The organism is Micromonospora sp. NPDC050187, from assembly GCF_044459745.1.
Classification (GTDB): domain Bacteria; phylum Actinomycetota; class Actinomycetes; order Mycobacteriales; family Micromonosporaceae; genus Micromonospora.
The window spans coordinates 167195-184528 of record NZ_JBITJH010000001.1 but is presented as its reverse complement, the minus strand read 5'-3'; the positions used below and the strand labels follow the sequence as shown (position 1 = coordinate 184528).

The following is a 17334-nucleotide window of genomic DNA, read 5'->3' as shown; positions in this document are numbered from 1 at the left end:
GCCCTGCGTAGGCTGCGTCCCATGGCTCTGGGGTACGTCCGCCCGGCGCGTCCCGAGGACGCCGGCGAGATCGCACGCATCCAGCTCGCGACCTGGCGGGTCGCCTATCGGAGGATCCTGCCACGGCACGTGTTGGACAACCTCGACGAGGCGTACCTCGCCCGACGGTGGACCGCCGCGGTGCAGGAGCCGCCGTCGGCCGCCCACCGGGTGCTGGTCGCCGTCGAGCAGGCCGAATCATCGTATCTGGTGGGCTTCACCGCGTCCGGTCCGGCCGACGCGGAGGCCCTCGCGCCGGAGGAGCCGGCGGAGTCGCTCGGTCCGGACGTCGCGGCCGTGACCGACCTGCTGGTCGAGCCGCGCTGGGGACGGCGCGGGCACGGCAGCCGACTGCTGGCGGCGACGGTCGACCTCTGGCGCACCGACGGCTTCACCCGGGCGGTCGCCTGGGCGTTCGACGGCGACGAGGCGACCCGGAAGTTCCTCACCGGCACCGGCTGGGAGCCGGACGGCGCGGCCCGTGCCCTGGACGTCGACGACATGCTCGTCGGTCAGCTCCGCCTCCACGTCGCGGTGCCGACGGAACCGGTCGCCCAGGGTTGACCGGTCACCGCGCCGGGTACGCCGGCCGACGATGTGCCCGTCGCGCGCGGTTCCCGGACGTCCCGGCGCCGTCGACCGCACGGGACCACGGCTGAAACGGAGACGACCATGTTCAGGGACACGAAGGCGTTCAGCGGGTTCTCGGTGGACGACACCGACCGCGCCCGCGAGTTCTACGAGCACACCCTCGGCCTGCGGGTGTCGCAGACCGGGGGCACGGGCGGACTGCTGACGCTGCATCTCGCCGGCGACCGGGACGTCCTGGTCTACCCCAAGGCGGACCACACCCCGGCCGCCTTCACGGTGCTCAACTTCCCGGTCGACGACGTCGACCGGGCGGTCGAGGAGCTGACCGCGAAGGGCGTGCGGTTCGCCCATTACCCGGGGATGCCACAGGACGACAAGGGGATCATGCGCGGCAACGGGCCGACCATCGCCTGGTTCACCGACCCGGCCGGCAACATCATGTCCGTCATCGAGCAGTAGTGGTCCGGTGGTGGGGGGCGGCCCCCCCGGGGGGGGGGCCCCCCCCCCCCCCCCCCCGGCGCCCCGCCCCCCGGGGGGCGGGGGGGGGCGGGGGGGGGGGGGGGGGGGGGCGCCCCCCCCCCCCCCCCCCCCCCCCCACCACCGGACCTCAGCCCTTGTCCGTACCCTCGTTGGCGTCCCGGACGAAGTAGCGCTGGAAGATCACGAAGACGATCGCCACCGGGATGGTGGCCAGCAGCGCCGCGCCCAGCTTGAGCGGGTACTGGGTGCCCGCGCCGAGCGAGCCGCTGACCAGGTCGGCCAGGCCCCGGGGCAGGGTGAACAGGTCCGGGTCCTGCACGGCCACCAGACTGTGCGGGAATTCGTTCCAGGAGCCCTGGAAGGAGAGGATGGTCAGCGTGATCAGGGCCGGTTTCGCCATCGGCAGCACCACCGACCAGAAGGTCCGGAACGGGCCGGCTCCGTCGATGCGGGCCGCCTCCTCCACGCTGACCGGGATCGACTCGAAGAACTGCTTCATGATGAAGACCCCGGCCGCGTCGGCGAGCAGCGGCACCACCAGCGCGGCGTAGCTGTCGTACATGCCGAGCTGGTTGAGCACCAGGAACTTCGGGATCAGCAGCACCACGCCGGGCACCGCCATGACCGCGACGACCGCCGCGAACAGCCCGGCGCGGCCCCGGAACCGCAACCGGGCCAGGGCGTACCCGGCGAGCGAGTCGAAGAACACCCGACCGGCGGTGACCAGCACGGTGACCAGCAGCGAGTTGCCCATCCAGAGCGGGAAGGCGGTCCCTTCGAAGATCCGCGCGAACCCGTCCAGGGCGACCGGGTCGGGCACCGGGGAGAGCGGGTTGGCCGCCGCGTCCGGCTCGGTCTTGAACGAGTTGGCGATCTGGATCACGAACGGGTAGAGGAACACCAGCCCGAAGAAGACCAGGGTGGCGTACCCGAGGAAGGTCGTCGCCAGGGCCCGCGCGCCGTCAGGGCGGCGGCCCGGGCCGGCGGGGGCCGGGGGTGCGCCGGCCGGTCCGGTCACCACGGCCATGTCAGGACCTCCCCGGTACGCGCCGACGCCACGACCGCTGCCCGGTGCGGTCCCGGTCCCGCATCAGCCAACGCTGCCCCAGGGTCAGCACGATGATGATCAGGAACAGGACGAACGAGATGGCCGCGCCCGAGCCGTACTCGAAGTCCCGGAAAGCGGTCCGGTACGACAGGTACGCCGGGGTGAGCGTGGTCTTGGCCGGATCGCCCTGGCTCATCACGTACACCTGGTCGAAGACCTGCCAGGTGCCGATCAGGCCGAGGGTCACCACCAGGAACGTGGTCGGCCTGAGCAGCGGCAGGGTGACGTACCGGAACCGCTGCCAGCGGCTCGCCCCGTCCAGGGTGCTCGCCTCGTCCAGGGTCACCGGAACGTTCTGCAACGCGGCGAGGTACATCAACATGAACGTCCCGGAGGTGGTCCAGACCACCAGCGTGATGATCGAGACCATCGCCACGCTGGGGCCGGAGAGCCAGTCCCACCAGGTCAGGCCGAACGGGCCGCCGCCGGTGAGGGCGGCCGGCGGCTGGTCGACACCGACCGTGCCGAGCAGGATGTGCAGCACCCCCCGGGCGTCGGCGAACCACTGCGGCCCGTCGACGCCGAACACGCCGAGCAGCGCGTTGACCGCACCCGAGTTGGCGAACAGGAAGAGGAACACCACGCTGATCGCCACCGAGCTGGTGACCGAGGGAAAGTAGAACGCCGAGCGGAAGAACGCCTTCCCCCGGAGCATCCGGTTGTTCACGACCAGGGCGAGGCCGAGCGCCAGCGCGGTCTGCGCCGGCACCACGATCGCCACGTAGTAGAGGTTGTTCCGGATGCTGGTCATGAAGTCCCGGCGGGCGAGCCCCTCCTCGGTGAACAGCCGGGTGTAGTTGTCGGTGCCCACGAAGGGCACCCCCGAGGTGAACGGGCTGCCCTGACCGTTCCAGCCGGTCAGGCTCACCCAGAACGCCATCAGGATCGGCAGCAGCAGGAACAGTCCGAGGATCGCCACCACGGGGGCCACGAAGAGCCAGCCCGCCAGGTTCTCGTTGCCGCGTACGCCGCCGCGCCGCCGCCCGCCGGACGGCGCGGCCGACGGGGTGGCCGGCGCGGCCGGCGCGTCGATCGCCATCTTCCCTCCCTCCCAGACGGTGATTGCGGTGGCACCACGTCAGCTGCCGCCGAGCGCCGACCTGGCGTTCTGGTCGAAGCGGGCGAGGATCGCCTTCGGGTCGCCCGTGGCGAGGGTGTTCAGACCGGTGTCCAGGTCCTTCAGGACGCTGTCCATCTTGGGGGCGTTCACCGGTCCCTGGGCGTACTCGGCGGCCTCGATGAACGGCTTGTCGTCCGGGAACTGCTGGGTGTACTGGTCGCGGACCGACTGCCGGGACGGCATCACGCCGAACGCCTTGGCGAAGGTCATCTGCTGCTCGCCGCTGGTCATCGCCTCGACGAACGTGATCGCCTGCTCCTTGTGCGCGCTCTTGGCGGCGATGCCCCAACAGGTGGTGAAGGAGAGGGTGCCCTGCCCCTTCGGTCCGGCCGGCAGCGGGACGACCTTGTACTTGACGTTCGGGAAGTCGTTCTGCAGGGCCCCCTTGATCCAGTTGCCCTCGATGGTCATCACCGCCTTGCCCTTGCCGAACGCCTCGCCACCCCAGCCGGCGTCGAGCTGCTTCGGGTAGCGGGCCAGCCCCTCGGCGAGCAGCGTCCTGACGTAGGTGAGGGCCTGCACGTTCTCCGGGGTGTCCCCGGTGGCCTGCTTGCCGTCCGCGCTGGTCAGCCAGCCACCGGCCTGGACCATGAAGGCGCCGATCCGGTCCCGGGTGTCGGCGACCACCAGCGGCACCTGCCCGGCCGCCTTGATCTTGCGGGCGGTGGCGGTGAGCTGGTCCCAGGTGGTCGGGATGTCGGCGTCGGTGAGGCCGGCCTTCGTCCAGAGGTCGGTGTTGATCTGGAGGGCGAGGGTGGAGAAGTCCTTCGGCGCGCAGTAGAGCTTGCCGTCGTAGGTGAACGTCTGCCGCAGGCTCTCGTGGAAGTCGTCCGACTTGCTGATCTTGTCGCCGTACGGTTCGAGCGCGCCGACGCTGGCGTAGTCGGCGAAGCGGCTGGCGTCGACGTAGAAGACGTCCGGCGGGTTGCCACCGGCGAGCGCCTGTCCGAGCTGCTGGGTGAGGTCCTGGGCCGGGGTGACCGTGGCGGTGTTGCCGGACTCGCCGGCCCACCTCGCCGCAGCCTCCTGTACCGCCCTGGTCTCGGCCTCGCCGGAGGATCCGATCAGGATCTCCAGCTTGGCCGGTCCGCTGGACTGGGCGGCCTCGTCGCCGGAGTCGTCGAAGCCGCTGCCGCAGGCAGCCGAGCCGAACAGAGCGGCGGCGGCGAGGCCGGCCACCGCCGCGCGGCGGATCGTTCGAGGGGCCATCTCACTCTCCTGGTGGTGGTGGGGATGTTCACGCGGTCTGCCGGAGCGCCAGGCGGGGCTTCAGCAGCACCTGGGGATTGGGCTGTCGGGGGGTGTCGTCGAGCAGGCCGGTCAGCAGTTCCACGCAGCGCACGGCGGCCTCGTGCAGGGGCTGACAGACGCTGCTCAACCCGACCGCGGCGGCGACGGGGGTGTCGTCGAAGCCGATCACCGGGACGGCGGGGTCGGCGGCGCGGACGGCCTGGAGGGCACCGAGGGCCAACGAGTCGCTGGCGCAGACCAGGGCGGTCGGCGGCCGGGCCGCGTCGAGCAGGTCCCGGACGGCGCGCTCGCCCTCGCCGATGCCGTCCTCGGTCTGCCGGTCCAGGTCGGTCGGGTCGACCCCGGCCGCGCGCAGGGTGTGCGTCCAGCCGAGCCGTCGGTCGTCGCCGACACCGGAGCCGACGGGCCAGCCGACGAAGCCGATGCGCTGGTGACCGAGCGCCAGCAGCCGCCGGGTGGCCTGGGCGGTGCCGTCGGCGCCGTCCACGTCGACCCACGGGTGGACGGTCGGGTCGTCCCAGGGCCGTCCGAAGGTCACGAAGGGTACGCCCCGGGCGGTGAGCCAGGCAGTACGCGGGTCGCCCCGTTTGGTGCCGGTGAGCACGAACGCGTCGAGGTCGTACGCGCCGAGCAGGTCGTCGTACTCCCCGATCTCCTGCTCGTCGTCGATGGCGGTGTAGAGCATCACCCGGTAGCCGGCGGTGCCCGCGGTCTCGGAGAGGCCGTGCAGGAAGCGGTCGAGCACGGAGCCGTTGATGCCGTCCCGGGTGGGTTCGATGCGGACGGCGATCAGCCGGGACCGGCCGGTGCGCATCTGCCGAGCGGCCTGGTTGGTGCGGTAGCCGAGGGCGTCGATCGCCTCCCGCACCCGCTGCCGGGTCTCCTCGCGGACGACGTGCGGGGAGTTGAGCACGTTGGACACGGTCTGGCGGCTGACCCCGGCCTGCCGGGCCACCGTCGCGATGGTCACCTTTTGTGCCACAAAATCCCTCCCGCCACCTTGAACGTTCCAATCCGGATAAGGCAGGATTAGATCGTTCAAGTTTCTGGAATGTTTCGCACTCTGCACTCCCTGGAACAATCTGTCAAGAGATCAACGTTCCGCCGACGACCTGGAGTTCCCTCGTGACCGAACGGCACCTCCTGCAACCCCTGCTGCACGAGCTGGTCGGAGTCGTCCTCGCGCCCACCAGCGCGCTCGGCGACCCAGCCGGGCAGATCCGGCCGGTCGGCGTGCAGGGCGTTTTCCACGCCGACGCCCGGGTGCTCTCCCGGGCCGAGTTGCGCGTCGACGACCGGGAGCCGGAGGGGCTGACCGCCGGCCCGGACGGCCCGCACGCGGCCCGCTTCGTCAGCGTCGCCCGCTGGCTCGGCGACCCGCACCCCGATCCCACCGTCCGCATCGACCGGTCCCGCCGGGTCACCCCCGACGGTCTGGTCGAGGAGCTGCACGTGGTCTCCACCGCGTCGGTACCGGTCCGGGCCACGGTCAGTGTCGACCTGGGCTGCGACCTGGCCCCGATCGAGGTGGTCAAGTCCGGTGACAGTCGACCGGCGCTGCCGGCCCACCCCGGACCGGACGGCGGCTTCGGCTGGACCGCGGGGGGCATCACCGTCGCGGTCCACGGCGAGGGCGCGACCGCGTCCGTCGACGGCGCGCACGCCTCCGCACCCCGGCTCGCCTGGCCGGTCGACCTGCCCGCCGGTGGCGGCAGCACCGTACTGCGCTGGCGGCTGACCGTCGCCGACCCCCGCGCCGTCGTGGTGGCCCCGGTGAACGGCCCCGACTGGACCGACCCCGAGGTACGCGCCGACGACCGTCGCCTGGTCCGCCTCCTCGACCGCTCCCTGGCCGACCTGCGCGCGCTGCGTCTGGCCGAGCCGGCCCACCCGGAGGACGTCTTCCTCGGCGCGGGCGTGCCCTGGTTCCTCACCCTGTTCGGCCGGGACAGCCTCTGGGCGGCCCGGATGATGCTTCCGCTCGGCACCGGGCTGGCCGCCAGCACACTGCGGGTGCTCGCCCGCCGCCAGGGCACCCGGGTCGACCCGAGCACCGGCGAGGCGCCCGGCAAGATCCTGCACGAGCTGCGCCGGCACGAGTTCGCTCTCGCCAACGCGGGGCTGCGGCTACCCCCGGCCTACTACGGCACCGTCGACGCCACCCTGCTCTGGGTCAACCTGCTGCACGACGCCTGGCGCTGGGGACTGTCGGCCGACCAGGTCGAGCCTCTGCTGCCGCACCTGGAGGCGGCGCTGCGCTGGCTCGGTGAGCACGCCGACGCCGACGGCGACGGGCTCGTCGAATACGTCGACACCACCGGCCACGGCCTGGCCAACCAGGGCTGGAAGGACTCCGGTGACGCGGTGCGCTTCGCCGACGGCACGATTGCGCGGGCCCCGATCGTGCTGGCCGAGGTGCAGGGGTACGCGTACGAGGCGGCGGTCAACGGGGCGGCCCTGCTCGACGCCTTCGACCGCCCCGGCGGGGACTCCTGGCGCGAGTACGCCCACCGGCTCGCCGAGCGGTTCCGTGCCACGTTCTGGGTGGACGGCCGGCACGGTCCGCAGCCCGCCCTCGCCCTCGACCGGGACAAGCGCCCGGTCGACTCGTTGACCAGCAACATCGGTCACCTGCTCGGCACCGGCCTGCTGGACGACGCCGAGTCCGCCCAGGTCGCCCGGCTGCTCACCACCGAGGCGATGACCGGTGGATTCGGGCTGCGCACCATGTCCCGGGCCGACGGCGGGTTCAGCCCGCTGTCGTACCACTGTGGTTCGATCTGGACCCACGACACCGCCATCGTGCTCGGTGGGCTGGCCCGGTCGGGGTTCGACGACGCGGCGCGCACCCTCGTCGAGGGGCTGCTGCGGGCCGCCGAGGCGTTCGACTACCGGCTGCCGGAGCTGTACGGCGGCGACGACCGGGACGCGGTGGGCCGGCCGGTGCCGTACCCGGCGGCGTGCCGGCCGCAGGCGTGGTCGGCGGCGAGCGCGGTGCTGCTGCTCCAGGCCGCCGTCGGTCTCTACCCGGACGTCCCCCGGGGGCTGGTGGCACTCCGCCCGCTCGCCGGAGCCGAGCTGGGCGCCGTCGCGGCGAGCGGACTCCGGATCGCCGGCACCCCGGTCGACGTGGCCGTCACCGCCTACGGCGAGGTCAGTCTGACCAACGCCCCCGCCGGCCTCGCTCCGGGACACCTGCCCACCGTTCCCGCCCCGCGCACGGCCAGAGAGTCCCTCCCCTTCCGGTGACCGTGCGGCCGGCGGCGACGTGGCTCACCACGTGACCGTGGCGTCGGCGGCGACGTGGATCAGCACGGTCGCCGCCGACGCCGGAACACCGGGTGGGATCAGAGCAGGGGGTCGAGGCCGACGGTGAGGCCGGGGCGGTTCCGGACCTCGCGGACGGCGAGCAGCACGCCGGGCATGAAGGAGGACCGGTCGTAGGAGTCGTGCCGGATGGTCAGCGTCTCCCCGGTGGTGCCGAAGAGCACCTCCTGGTGCGCGACCAGGCCGGTGGCCCGGACCGCGTGGACGCGCACCCCGTCGATGTCGGCGCCGCGCGCGCCCGGCACCTCGCTCGCGGTGGCGTCCGGCGACGGACCGAGGCCGGCCTCGGCGCGGGCCTGCGCGACCAGCCGCGCGGTGTGCGTGGCGGTGCCGCTCGGTGCGTCCAGCTTGCGCGGATGGTGCTGCTCGATGATCTCCACCGACTCGAAGTGCCGGGCGGCGCGGGCGGCGAACTGCATCATCAGCACCGCGCCGATGCCGAAGTTGGGAGCGATCAGCACGCCCACCCCGGGCTTGCGGTCCAGCCAGCCGCGCACCTGGTCCAGCCGTTGCCCGGTGAAGCCGGTGGTGCCCACCACCGCGCTGATCCCCTGGTCGATGAGCCAGTGCAGATTGTCCATCACCACGTCGGGCGTGGTGAAGTCGACGACCACCTGAGCGTCGGCAGCTGCGGAGAGCCCGTCACCCTGGTCGATCGTCGCCACCAGGTCGAGGTCGCCGGCCGCGTCGACCGCCTTGCACACCTCGATGCCCATCCGGCCCCGGGCACCCAGTACGCCGACCCGGACCGGCTCGTCGCGTCGCTTCTCCTGCACGTCAGTCACGCGCCACAACCTATCCCAAGCCGGGCATGGTCCCGTCTGCGGAAGCGCAGACCGTCCACCCTGCGGACGGCACCCTGCGACGACCTACGCCCCGGAGAAGTCGCCCCGGTCGAACGGGCCCACCACGGCCAGCGACATGGGCCGGCTCAGCAGCTCGGCGGCGAGGGTGTTGACCTCGTCCACGGTGACCGCGTCCACCCGGGACAACAGCTCGTCGACGGGCGCCAGGTCGCCGTAGAGCAGCTCCCCCTTGGCCAGTCGGCTCATCCGCGAACCGGTGTCCTCCAGCCCGAGCACGAAGGAGCCCTTGGACATGCCCTTGCCCCGGGCCACCTCGGCCTCGGTCAGCCCGTCCGTGGCCACCCGGCGCAACTCGGCGCGGGTCAGCTCCAGCACCTCGTCCAGCTTGCCGGGCGCGCAGCCGGCGTAGATCGCGAACAGGCCGGCGTCGGCGTACTGGCTGGCGTAGGAGTAGACCGAGTACGCCAGCCCGCGCTGCTCCCGGATCTCCTGGAACAGCCGGCTGGACATGCCACCGCCGAGCACGTTGTTCAGCACGCCCAGGGCGAAGCGACGCTCGTCCAGCCGGTCGATGCCGGGACAGCCGAGGATCACGTGCGCCTGCTCGGTCTCCTTCGGCTCGACCAGGGTGGTGGCCGGCTTCGTCCGCACCGCCGGGGTGTTCGGACGGCGGGTCGCCGGAGCCGCCGGGGCGGTGTCCAGTGGGGTGCCCGCCAACGCCTGCCGGACCAGCTTGACCACGGTCGCGTGGTCGAGGTTGCCGGCGGCGGCGATCACGATCTGCGGGGCGACGTACCGCTTCCGGTAGAAGCCCTGGATCTGCCGGCGGGTCATCGGGGTGACCGTCTCCTCGGTGCCGGAGATGAGCCGGCCCAGCGGATGGTCGCCGTAGACCGCCTGGGCGAAGAGATCGTGCACCTCGTCGCCGGGCTCGTCGTCGTGCATGGCGATCTCTTCGAGGATCACGCCGCGCTCGGTCTCGACGTCCGCCGGCTCCAGCAGCGAGTCGGCGACCAGGTCGCACATCACGTCGATGGCCAGCGGCAGGTCCTCGTCGAGCACCCGGGCGTAGTAGCAGGTGTACTCCTTGGTGGTGAAGGCGTTCGTCTCACCACCCACCGCCTCGATCTCGGCGGAGATGTCCAGCGCGGTCCGCTTGTGGGTGCCCTTGAAGAGCAGGTGCTCCAGGAAGTGCGCGGCACCGGACTGCGGGCCGGTCTCGTCCCGCGAGCCCACCGCCACCCAGATGCCGAACGAGACGCTGCGCATCGCCGGGATCGCCTCGGTGAGCACCCGCAGCCCACTGGGGAGCACGGTACGCCGCACCGTCCCGCCCAACGGGTCGTCACTCAGTGTCCGGGTCACCGCCCGGCCCGACGCGGACCGACCGGACGGGGCGGCTCCGGCGGCACGGGCGCGGTGATCCGCTCCCCACCGGCCCGGGACGAACGGTGCGTGGTCGGCCCGACTCACAGGTACCTGACTCCTAGGGACGAGGAAGGGGTGGTGATCCGCCCTCCGACGGGACCAGCCCGGCTCGGCGAGCCGGGCTGGTCCCGTCGGATCGGACGTTCGTGCCGTCAGCGTGACGGCACGGAACGGGTCAGCTGTGCCGGGTCCGGCGACGCGGGCGGGAGTCGCCGCCCTCGCCACCCTCACCGCGACGCGGACGGTCGCCGCCCTCGCCGCCACCCTCGCCACGGTCACCGCGCGGGGCCCGGTCGCCACGCTCCCGGGCCGGCGGACGCTCGCCGCCCTCGGCAGCGGCCGGTGCCTCGGCGCCCTCCGGGCGGACCTTGTCCAGGTAGATCTTGCCGCGGGCGTCGATGTCCGCGATCTCCACCTCGACCTTGTCGCCGACGTTGAGGAAGTCCTCGACCTTCTCAACCCGCTTGCCGTCGCCCACCTTGGAGATGTGCAGCAGGCCGTCACGCCCCGGCAGGAGAGAGATGAAGGCACCGAACGCGGCGGTCTTGACCACCGTGCCGAGGAACCGCTCCCCCGCCTTCGGCAGGGTCGGGTTGGCGATGCCGTTGATCCGGTCGACCGCCGCCTGGGCGGAGGGGCCGTTGGTGGCGCCGACGTAGATGGTGCCGTCGTCCTCGATGGAGATCTCGGCGCCGGTCTCGTCCTGAATGGCGTTGATGGTCTGGCCCTTCGGGCCGATCACCATGCCGATCTTGTCGACCGGGATCTTGACGGTGGTGACCCGCGGCGCGTACTCCGACATCGTGGCCGGGGCCTCGATCGCCGCCTGCATCACGTCGAGGATGGTCTGCCGGGCCTCGTGCGCCTGCTGGAGCGCGGCGGCCAGCACGTCCGACGGGATGCCGTCGAGCTTGGTGTCGAGCTGGAGCGCGGTCACGAAGTCCCGCGTGCCGGCGACCTTGAAGTCCATGTCACCGAAGGCGTCCTCGGCACCGAGGATGTCGGTCAGCGTCACGTACTCGGTCTTGCCGTCCACCTCGTCGGAGATGAGCCCCATGGCGATGCCGGCGACCGGGGCCTTCAGCGGCACACCGGCCGAGAGCAGGCCCAGGGTGGAGGCGCAGACCGACCCCATCGAGGTCGAGCCGTTCGAGCCGAGGGCCTCGGAGACCTGCCGGATGGCGTACGGGAACTCCTCGCGCGACGGCAGCACCGGGATCAGCGCCCGCTCGGCCAGCGCGCCGTGGCCGATCTCGCGCCGCTTCGGCGAGCCGACCCGGCCGGTCTCCCCGGTGGAGTACGGCGGGAAGTTGTAGTTGTGCATGTAGCGCTTGCGGGTCTCGGGAGCGAGGGTGTCCAGCATCTGCTCCATGCGCAGCATGTTCAGCGTGGTGACGCCGAGGATCTGCGTCTCGCCCCGCTCGAAGAGCGCCGAGCCGTGCACCCGGGGCAGCACCCCGACCTCGGCGGTCAGCGGACGGATGTCGCGCGGACCCCGGCCGTCCATGCGGACCTGCTCGCGGAGCACCCGGTTGCGGACCTCGGACTTGCTCAGCGACCGGAACGCGGCGCTGAGCTCCTTCTCCCGGCCCTCGAAGCGCGGGCCGAGTTCCTCGACGACCTTGGCCTTGACGCGGTCCAGGGCCTCCTCGCGGTCCGCCTTGCCGGCGATCTTGAGGGCCTCGGCGACCTCGGCACGGACCAGGTCGGCCACCGCGCCGAAGACGTCCTCCTGGTAGTCCAGGAAGACCGGGAACTCGGCGACCGGCTTGGCGGCCACCTCGGCCAGCTCGGCCTGCGCCCGGCACAGCTCACGGATGGCCGGCTTGGACGCCTCCAGGCCGCTGGCGACGACCTCCTCGGTCGGGGCGGGCGCGCCGCCGGCGACCAGCGCCACGGTGTGCTCGGTGGCCTCGGCCTCGACCATCATGATCGCGACATCGCCGTCGGCCAGCGCCCGGCCGGCGACCACCATGTCGAAGGTGGCCCGGGCCAGCTCGTCGCGGGTCGGGAAGGCGACCCACTGACCGTCGACGTGCGCCATCCGGGTCGCCCCGATCGGGCCGGAGAACGGCAGGCCGGAGAGCTTGGTCGACATCGAGGCGGCGTTGATCGCCACCACGTCGTACGGGTGCTGCGGGTCGAGCGCGAGGATGGTCTCGACGACCTGGACCTCGTTGCGCAGGCCCTTGACGAACGACGGGCGCAGCGGCCGGTCGATCAGCCGGCAGGTGAGGATCGCGTCCTCGCTGGGGCGGCCCTCGCGGCGGAAGAACGAGCCGGGGATCCGGCCCGCCGCGTACATCCGCTCCTCGACGTCGACGGTCAGCGGGAAGAAGTCGAACTGCTCCTTCGGCTGCTTGCCGGCCGTGGTGGCGGAGAGGACGACCGTCTCGCCGAGCTGGGCGACGACGGAGCCGGCGGCCTGCCGGGCCAGCCGGCCGGTGGAGAAGGTGACCTCGCGGGTGCCGAGGGCACCGTTGTCGATCACGGCGGTACGGGATTCGGTGCCGAGTCGGTTCTCGGTCATGGGTAGGTTCTACTCCTCACGTCGGGGGCCCACGACGCGCGGAAGCTGCTCAGACGGCCGGTCTTCGATCGAAGCGCCCGGGGGCCGGCGGATTGTCGCCGGGGATCCCGGGGGCCACTACCGGAGACCGGTACGCTGACCGGCTCCCGTCTCGGGTGGTCGCGCGGCCCTGGGTTGTGGTGTTGGTGGACGCCGAGCGGGGGAGCGACCCGTGGGCCACTCCCCCGTCACGTCACCGGCGCAGGCCGAGCCGCTCGATGAGCGACCGGTAGCGGTTGATGTCCTTCTTCTGGACGTAGTTGAGCAGCCGACGGCGACGGCCGACCAGCAGCAGCAGCCCACGACGGCTGTGGTGGTCGTGCTTGTGCACCTTCAGGTGCTCGGTGAGCTCGGCGATCCGCTTGGTGAGCACCGCGACCTGCACCTCCGGGGAACCGGTGTCCCCCTCGGCGGTCGCGTACTCCGCGCGGATCTTGGCCTTGGCTTCCTGGTCGAGCGCCATTTTCTCCCTGTTTCGATGGGTTGTTCGTCAGGCTCCGCCCGTCCCGTCGGGGACCGGAAACGGAGGCGAACCTCGCACCCGCGGCGTCGAGCAGGCGCGCGAGGCCCCACGTCGTTGAACGACGTCTCCGCCAGACTACCAGCATCCCGGGAAACCGCCCGCCGAAGGGCCGTGGGGACGCGTCCGGGCGGTCAGCCCAGCGCGGCACGGGTACGGGCGACGTCCTCGTTCATCTGCGCGACGAGCGGCTCGATGGAGTCGTACCGGCGCTGCTCGCGCAGGTGCGCCACGAAGTCCAGGGCCAGCCGCTCCCCGTAGAGGTCCCCGGTGAAGTCCAGCGCGTACGCCTCGACCCGGCGCTCACGGCCGGAGAAGGTCGGGTTGGTGCCGATGGAGACCGCCGCCGCGAGTGGCTCCGCCCCGCCCCGCCGGACCAGCCGGGCGGCGTAGATGCCGTCGGCGGGCACCGCCGCGTACCGGCGGCAGAGCAGGTTGGCGGTGGGAAAGCCCAGTTCCCGACCGCGCTGGTCGCCCCGGACCACCACCCCCTCCAGCCGGTGCGGACGGCCGAGCGCCGTCGCGGCGGCCGTGACGTCCCCGGCGTCCACGCAGGCCCGGATGTACGTCGAGGAGAAGACCGTGCCGTCCGAGGCGACCAGGGGTGCCCCCTCGACGCCGAAGCCGAAGGTCCGGCCGAGCCGCTCCAGCAGCGCCACGTCACCGGCGGCCCGGTGGCCGAAGCGGAAGTTCTCGCCGACCACCACCAGCGCGGCGTGCAGGTTCTCGACCAGGATGTCGTGCACGAACTCCTCGGCGGGCAGCCGGGAGAACTCGGACGTGAAGGGCACCACGCAGAGCACGTCCACCCCGAGCGCCTCGACCAGCTCGGCCTTGCGCGCCGGCTCGGTGAGCACCGCCGGGTGGGACCCGGGACGGACCACCTCGGCCGGGTGCGGGTCGAAGGTCACCACCACCGAGCGGACGTCCAGCTCCCGGGCCCGGGCCACCGCGTGGCCGATGGTGGCCTGGTGACCACGGTGCACCCCGTCGAAGACGCCGATGGTCACCACCGAACGGCCCCAGCCACCGGGTACCGCGTCGTACCCCCGCCAGCGCTGCATCTCTCTCCTCCCTGGCCGCACCGCCGCCCTCCGGTGCGGTGGTCGCCGAACGATCCCGTGCGGTGCCCGTCGGATGATTCCCCGGCGTCAGGCCGGGGCCAGCACGATCTCCGCGCGGGCCCGGCCCTCCCGCTCGGTGACGATAGCGACCAGTTCCCCGGCGGGGCCGAAGACCGCGTAGGGGCCGGTGATGCCGGCCGGGGCCAGCGGGCCGCCGTGGGAGAGCACCCGGGCCTCGTCACCGCTGGCGTCCCGGCGCGGGAAGAACCGCTCGGCCGCCGCCGCGAGGGGCAGGGAGACCACGTCGGGGGACCGCTGCTCCAGCTCCGGCAGGGTCGCCGCCTCGGCCAGGGTGAACCCGCCGACCGCGGTCCGGCGCAGCGCGGTGAGGTGGCCGCCGACGCCCAGCGCGAGACCGGCGTCCCGGGCGATGGCCCGGATGTACGTACCGGAGGAGCAGGTCACGTCGACGTCCACGTCGACCAGGTCCGGCGCGTTGCGGCGGACGGCGAGCACGGCCAGCCGGGAGACGGTCACCCGGCGGGCGGCCAGCGCCAGCGTCTCGCCGTCGCGGACCCGCTTGTAGGCCCGCTGACCGTCGACCTTGATGGCACTGACCGCGCTCGGCACCTGGTCGATCTCGCCGGTGAGGGCGGCCAGGGCGGACCGGGTCGCCTCGTCGGTCACCCCGGCGGCCGACGTGGTGGCGGTGACCTCCCCCTCGGCGTCGTCGGTGACGGTGGACTGCCCGAGCCGGATGGTGGCGGTGTAGCTCTTCTCCGCGCCGATCACGTACGTGAGCAGCCGGGTGGCCCGGTTGACCCCGATGACCAGCACACCGGTGGCCATCGGGTCGAGCGTGCCGCCGTGCCCCACCCGCCGGGTGCGGGCCAGTCGCCGGATCCGTGCCACCACGTCGTGCGACGTCATGCCGCCGGGCTTGTCGACCACGATCAGACCGTCTGTGCTCACGTCGGCCAAGCCTGCCAGACCGCCCCGGGCCGGTCCGCGCCGGACCGCCCGTCCGGGCCTGGGGCGGTCGTCCGGGCACCGGGCGGCCCGCGCCACCCGGACGTTCGGCCGAATCGGTCGGCCGAGCCGGAAAAGAGACAGCGAGGAGCACGGTGCGGTGCCATCATCAGGCTCCCGGTCCCGCAGGCAAGAGGAAGCGGACCGACCGGTTACGGAGGAGAGCCGATGTCCACCAGGCACGACACGAACACCAGCGGCCCGCACCGGGCCGTACGGCCACCCGGTCAGCCGCCGCTGCTGCCCGACTGGATGCGCGACCCGCCGCCGCCCCGGGTCACCCTCGGCGACCGGGTCGCCGCCGGGCTGCTGCGCGTGCCGGGAGCGCCCGGCGTGAGGCGGGCCTGGTGGGCGTGGCGGGGCCGGCAACGACTGCAGGATCGCTTCCCGAACTCGTACAAGATCGTGGCGTTCTTCGTCTCCTGGGCGCTCGCCCTGGTCCTGCTGCTCACCGCGTACGCCCTCTTCGCGATCGCGACGATCTGACGACACACACCCGACAGCCGGTCCGCCCGGCCGCCACGGCGGGCCGGCGACGGAGTCCCGCCGGCCGGGTCCGGGTCCGGCCCCTCGACGGCGCGGCGGTCAGTGGACGTCGGCGACCGCCCAGCGTCCCGAGCGCATCCGCAGTGCCAGGGCGACCAGTCGGATCACGACGAAGAGGGTGAGCCCCGCCCAGATCCCGCCGAGGCCCAGGTCGAACGCGTAGGTGAGCCAGATCGCCGGCAGGAACCCGCCGAGGCCGGCGGCCACGGCGAGGTTGCGCAGGTAGCGGACGTCGCCCGCGCCGATCAGCACCCCGTCGAGGGCGAACACCACGCCACCGAGCGGCTGGATCACCACGAACCACGGCCAGATCGCCGCCGCCTGCTCGCGTACCTGGGGATCGGAGCTGAACAGGGCGGGGACCAGGTTGGCACCGACGGCGACGAGCACGGCGAACGCCAGCCCGCAGATCCCACCGAGCAGGCCGATCCGGCGGGCCAGCGCGCGGGCACCGGCCTCGTCCCCGGCGCCGAGCGCCGCCCCGACCAGGGCCTGGGCGGCGATGGCGAGGGCGTCGAGCAGCAGCACGGTGAAGAACCAGAGCTGCACGACGATCTGGTGCGCGCCGACCGCGGCGGCCCCGAACCGCGCGGCGACGGCCGTCGCGGAGAGGAAACTGGCCTGGAAGGCGACGCCCCGGATGAGCAGGTCCCGGCTGACCGCCAACTGCTGGCGGATGACCTGTGGCCGGGGACGCAGCGACACCCGCTCGGCGACCAACGCCGCGACGAACAGGACACCGCAGAGGGTCTGCGCGACGACGTTGGCGACCGCCGAGCCGACCAGACCCATCCCGACCGGATAGACCAGCAGCGGGCAGAGCAGCGCGGAGAGCAGATTGGGGCCGAGCACGTACCACAGCGGACGCCGGGTGTCCTGGATGCCGCGCAGCCAGCCGTTGCCGGCAGCGGCCAGGAGCAGACCCGGCGCACCGAGGGCCGCGATCCGCAGCCACTGCGCGGCCGCGTCGGCCACCTCGCCGGTCGACCCGGCCAGGGCACGCGCCAGCGGTCCGGCCAGGACCTGCATGCCGAGCGCGACGACCAGCCCACCGATGAGGGCGAGCCAGGACGACTGGACGCCCTCGGCCACCGCGGCGGCCCGGTCCCCCGCGCCGAAGCGGCGGGCCGACCGACCGGTGGTGCCGTAGGCCAGGACGCTGCCGAGCCAGGCGACCAGGGTGAGCACCGTCCCGCCGACCGCGACGGCGGCCAACGGCACCCGGCCGAGGTGGCCGACCACGGCCGTGTCGACCAGGACGTAGAGGGGTTCGGCGGCGAGGACGACCAGCGCCGGCAGGGCCAGCCCGGCGATCCGCCGCGCCGACACCACCGGAGCCGAGGGCACGGCGGGGGCGGTCACGTGCCCGATCCTGGCACGTCCCGCGTAATGATTACAACCCTGCCCGCCCCTTACCACTCCGCCGAGGGCGGAGCGGGTGGATCACTGACGGGTG

Annotated in this window: 15 protein-coding genes; 4 read left to right on the top strand and 11 right to left on the bottom strand. The window is 72.8% G+C overall.

Annotated elements, in window-relative coordinates; genetic code table 11:
* Positions 1-21 precede the first annotated feature (21 nt).
* Positions 22-603, top strand: coding sequence for a GNAT family N-acetyltransferase (locus ACIBJE_RS00825; protein ID WP_396741358.1), 582 nt, complete (start codon positions 22-24; stop codon positions 601-603).
* A gap of 108 nt (positions 604-711) precedes the next feature.
* Entirely contained in the window at positions 712-1089 is a 378-nt protein-coding gene (locus ACIBJE_RS00820; RefSeq protein WP_396741356.1) for a VOC family protein, read from the top strand.
* A 148-nt stretch (positions 1090-1237) separates the two neighbouring features.
* Here ACIBJE_RS00820 and ACIBJE_RS00815 read toward each other — a convergent pair whose 3' ends face one another.
* The 4 genes from ACIBJE_RS00815 to ACIBJE_RS00800 are packed head-to-tail and all read right to left on the bottom strand — an operon-like array spanning position 1238 to position 5571.
* Positions 1238-2137, bottom strand: a complete 900-nt coding sequence (locus tag ACIBJE_RS00815) for a carbohydrate ABC transporter permease (protein ID WP_396741354.1) — start codon at positions 2135-2137, stop codon at positions 1238-1240.
* A 1-nt stretch (position 2138) separates the two neighbouring features.
* Positions 2139-3257 carry a carbohydrate ABC transporter permease gene (locus tag ACIBJE_RS00810; protein ID WP_396741352.1) on the bottom strand — a complete coding sequence of 373 codons (1119 nt, stop codon included), beginning with the start codon at positions 3255-3257 and terminating at the stop codon, positions 2139-2141.
* 39 nt (positions 3258-3296) lie between these two features.
* Entirely contained in the window at positions 3297-4547 is a 1251-nt protein-coding gene (locus ACIBJE_RS00805) for an extracellular solute-binding protein (RefSeq protein WP_396741350.1), read from the bottom strand.
* Between the two features lie 28 nt (positions 4548-4575).
* Entirely contained in the window at positions 4576-5571 is a 996-nt protein-coding gene (locus tag ACIBJE_RS00800) for a LacI family DNA-binding transcriptional regulator (RefSeq protein ID WP_396741348.1), read from the bottom strand.
* 143 nt (positions 5572-5714) lie between these two features.
* On the opposite strand from ACIBJE_RS00800, the gene ACIBJE_RS00795 reads away from it, so the two are divergent.
* Positions 5715-7838, top strand: a complete 2124-nt coding sequence (locus ACIBJE_RS00795) for a glycogen debranching N-terminal domain-containing protein (protein WP_396741346.1) — start codon at positions 5715-5717, stop codon at positions 7836-7838.
* Positions 7839-7936: 98 nt separating this feature from the next.
* Here the strand turns inward: ACIBJE_RS00795 and dapB are convergent, their stop codons facing one another.
* The 6 genes from dapB to truB all read right to left on the bottom strand — a co-directional run bounded on the left by dapB (position 7937) and on the right by truB (position 15275).
* Positions 7937-8701 (bottom strand): 4-hydroxy-tetrahydrodipicolinate reductase, encoded by a 765-nt coding sequence (gene dapB, locus ACIBJE_RS00790; protein ID WP_396741344.1) that lies wholly within the window; start codon positions 8699-8701, stop codon positions 7937-7939.
* A gap of 84 nt (positions 8702-8785) precedes the next feature.
* Positions 8786-10195 (bottom strand): M16 family metallopeptidase, encoded by a 1410-nt coding sequence (locus ACIBJE_RS00785; RefSeq protein ID WP_396741342.1) that lies wholly within the window; start codon positions 10193-10195, stop codon positions 8786-8788.
* 130 nt (positions 10196-10325) lie between these two features.
* A complete protein-coding gene (locus ACIBJE_RS00780) occupies positions 10326-12680 on the bottom strand; it encodes a polyribonucleotide nucleotidyltransferase (protein ID WP_396741340.1) in 2355 nt (784 codons plus the stop codon).
* A gap of 232 nt (positions 12681-12912) precedes the next feature.
* Positions 12913-13182: a 30S ribosomal protein S15 gene (gene rpsO / locus ACIBJE_RS00775; RefSeq protein WP_043962418.1), complete on the bottom strand. Its 270-nt coding sequence runs from the start codon at positions 13180-13182 to the stop codon at positions 12913-12915.
* 191 nt (positions 13183-13373) lie between these two features.
* Positions 13374-14303, bottom strand: coding sequence for a bifunctional riboflavin kinase/FAD synthetase (locus ACIBJE_RS00770; protein WP_396741338.1), 930 nt, complete (start codon positions 14301-14303; stop codon positions 13374-13376).
* Between the two features lie 87 nt (positions 14304-14390).
* Positions 14391-15275 (bottom strand): tRNA pseudouridine(55) synthase TruB, encoded by an 885-nt coding sequence (gene truB, locus ACIBJE_RS00765; protein WP_396741336.1) that lies wholly within the window; start codon positions 15273-15275, stop codon positions 14391-14393.
* A 225-nt stretch (positions 15276-15500) separates the two neighbouring features.
* On the opposite strand from truB, the gene ACIBJE_RS00760 reads away from it, so the two are divergent.
* On the top strand, positions 15501-15818 hold the full coding sequence (locus tag ACIBJE_RS00760) for a hypothetical protein (protein ID WP_396741334.1): 318 nt from the start codon (positions 15501-15503) through the stop codon (positions 15816-15818).
* Between the two features lie 99 nt (positions 15819-15917).
* Here ACIBJE_RS00760 and ACIBJE_RS00755 read toward each other — a convergent pair whose 3' ends face one another.
* Entirely contained in the window at positions 15918-17240 is a 1323-nt protein-coding gene (locus ACIBJE_RS00755; RefSeq protein ID WP_396741332.1) for an MATE family efflux transporter, read from the bottom strand.
* Between the last annotated feature and the right edge of the window lie 94 nt (positions 17241-17334).